The sequence below is a fragment of the Pseudomonas sp. 05N433 genome (assembly GCF_056396925.1).
This window is the reverse complement of the sequence record NZ_JBFTML010000118.1, coordinates 1-2,559: the sequence shown is the minus strand read 5'-3', so window position 1 is coordinate 2,559 and position 2,559 is coordinate 1. Positions and strand designations below refer to the sequence as shown.

Annotated in this window: 2 protein-coding genes; both read left to right on the top strand. The window is 55.5% G+C overall.

All coding sequences use genetic code 11. The annotated features are described in order from the left end of the window. On the top strand, nt 1–1,832 hold a 1,832-nt coding region (locus AC1DIS_RS29890), incomplete at its 5' end, for an RHS repeat-associated core domain-containing protein (RefSeq protein WP_477744555.1). Beyond that, nucleotides 1,829–2,212: a hypothetical protein gene (locus AC1DIS_RS29885; protein ID WP_477744556.1), complete on the top strand. Its 384-nt coding sequence runs from the start codon at nt 1,829–1,831 to the stop codon at nt 2,210–2,212. The genes AC1DIS_RS29890 and AC1DIS_RS29885, both read left to right, overlap by 4 nt. The last annotated feature ends 347 nt before the right edge of the window (nt 2,213–2,559 follow it).

Here is a 2,559-nt window from a genome sequence, read left to right as displayed (position 1 = left end):
TCGACGGCCGCCGCACCGCCTACGTCTACGACCTCAACGGCCATCTGCTGGAGAAAACCGAATTCGGCGATGACGGCTCGCAGCTGGTTACCGGGTACGAGCGGGATGCGGAAGGACGGCTGTTAGTCAAAACCTTGCCCGACGGCATCCAGGTCCAATACCGCTACGACAGCCTCGGTCGATTGGTCAGCGTCGACGACGGCCACGACCATCCGCTGGAATTCGAATACGACCAGCAGGACCGGCTGATCACCGAGCATCAGGGCTGGGGCACGCTGCGTTATGCCTACGACGCCTGCGGCCAACTTAACCGCCTGCGCCTGCCGGATGGCAGCAAGCTCGACTACCACCACGCCAAGGGTGGTGCGCTGACGGCTATCGACCTTAATGGCACACGTCTTACAAACCACACGTACAAATCCGGTCGAGAACTACAGCGCCAGCAAGGCCTGCTGCTCAGCGAATATGCCTACGACGAACAGGGCCGGCTAAAGGCCCACGCCGTCAGTCAACAGCAAAAAAGCCTGTACCGCCGCGACTATGCCTACAGCCTCAACGGCAATCTCGACCACATCGCCGACACCCGCCACGGCCAGCGCAGTTACCAGTACGACCCGCTGAACCGGCTGACCCGCGTCCGCCACACCCGCGACGACCCACCGGAAAGCTTCGCCCACGACCCCGCCGGCAACCTGCTGATGCAGGACCGCCCCGGCCCGACGACCGTCAAAGGCAATCGCCTGCTGATGCAAGGCGACCGCCATTACGACTACGACGCCTTCGGCAACCTGATCCGCGAACGCCGTGGCACCGCGCAAAAACTCGTCACCGAATACCGCTACGACTGCCAGCATCGGCTGGTCGGCGTCACGTTGCCGGATGGAAGTTGCGCGAGCTATCGCTACGATGCCTTCGGCCGCCGCATCGCCAAAACCGTCGACGGCCAAACTACCGAGTTCTTCTGGCAGGGCGACCAAGTCGTCGCTGAAAGCAGCAAAGAGCACTACCGCAGCTACGTCTACGAGCCGGGCAACTTCCGCCCGTTGGCCATGCTCGACGGCAAAGGCCCGAAAAAGGCCTGCCCGTTCTACTACCAGCTCGATCACCTGGGCACACCGCAGGAACTGACGGATTTCGGTGGCGAGATTGTCTGGTCGGCGAAGTACAACGCCTACGGCAAGCTCACGCATCAGGCACTCGGTGGAGGCGAGCAGCTCGAGCAACCACTGCGTTTCCAGGGGCAGTATTTCGACGCCGAGAGTGGTCTGCACTACAACCGGCATCGGTACTATGATCCGCAGGTGGGGCGGTATCTGACGCCGGATCCGATCAAGCTGGCCGGTGGGCTGAACCAGTACCAGTACACGCCGAATCCGACGGGGTGGGTTGATCCGTTGGGGTTGAGTACCTGTCCCGATGGAGATAAATGTAAGAAACCGTCTATCGGTGGGCAAGAACCTTCGGGCAAGGCGGCAGCGACTGACGGAGAACCTCAAATACCAGAGGTGTCTCGGAATACGCCCCAGGCGGGATATCACAAAGAAACCTATGCTAATAAGCCAGTTAAACCGCAGGATGCCACTAATAAATGGGAAGAGTTTTTAGGTGATGGTCCGTACACACATAGTCATCCCCGAACGAGGAGTCCGGATCCTGACAGATTGGTGTCGGCAGATGGGAAAAGAAGTATCCGCTATGGAGCTCATGAAATGGGAGGCAACCCGAGTAAGCATCATTACCATGAGGAAAAGTGGATACTCGAACTAAAGGAAAATGTGATGAATGTTGAAAGCACCGTAGTCCGAGTTCCATTGCCGAAGAAACCAAAATGAATGTGACCATAAATAAAATGATTCTCATAAAAAATGAGAATTTTGTGGAATTTTCAACCGTACTCGGCTCGGCGATAGCAGCTTGGAATGCCGGAACACCAAAATTAGGCGAGCTTTATGATGTCGAGTTAGAAGTTATGGAGGAGGTTATTTGGGGGGTGAATGCTCATCGCGCGTTGAAAGATGTGTATTCGATTGAAGTAGCAAACGGCTTTATAAATTTGACAGGAAGAATAATGTCTATTGATGCGGATGGAGTTGCGGCTGTCGATTTAGACGGATCAGTCGTGCTTCTTGAGGTAGTTGGATTCACTGGGGATATTCCAGTATTTGTAGATCTGGAATTTAAGAAAATTACCTTATTTCCCACCGGTGTCTGAATAGATCATTTCTTACGGAGGTGCGAAATTTCTGGGCAAAGTCGTCGGAAGTTTCCTTCAAGTTGTAGCGGTTTCCATGAACTGGTGCGCAGCGCGCCTCATCGATAGTCTTTGGGAGGTCACTGCAAATTCAGTGACAGGGCGTGGAAGCCCTTCTATCGTTAGGCGCATCAAGCGCCACCAGTTCGGCGTTTTTTATCGTCTGTGTTTCATGGTGGCTGTGCGCGGGGCGCTTTCGAGTGCGCCGGGTGCCTAACGTCCCGGTCTTCCACACCTGCGTACAGCCGCCACCTATTCGTGTGGAAGTGATTTCTGGCGGCTTCAATCCATACGTTAGGACTTAAATC

Bases quoted from the DNA above. Each gene is read 5' to 3' on its own strand.
- AC1DIS_RS29885 (WP_477744556.1), top strand. From the start codon at position 1,829: ATGAATGTGACCATAAATAAAATGATTCTCATAAAAAATGAGAATTTT.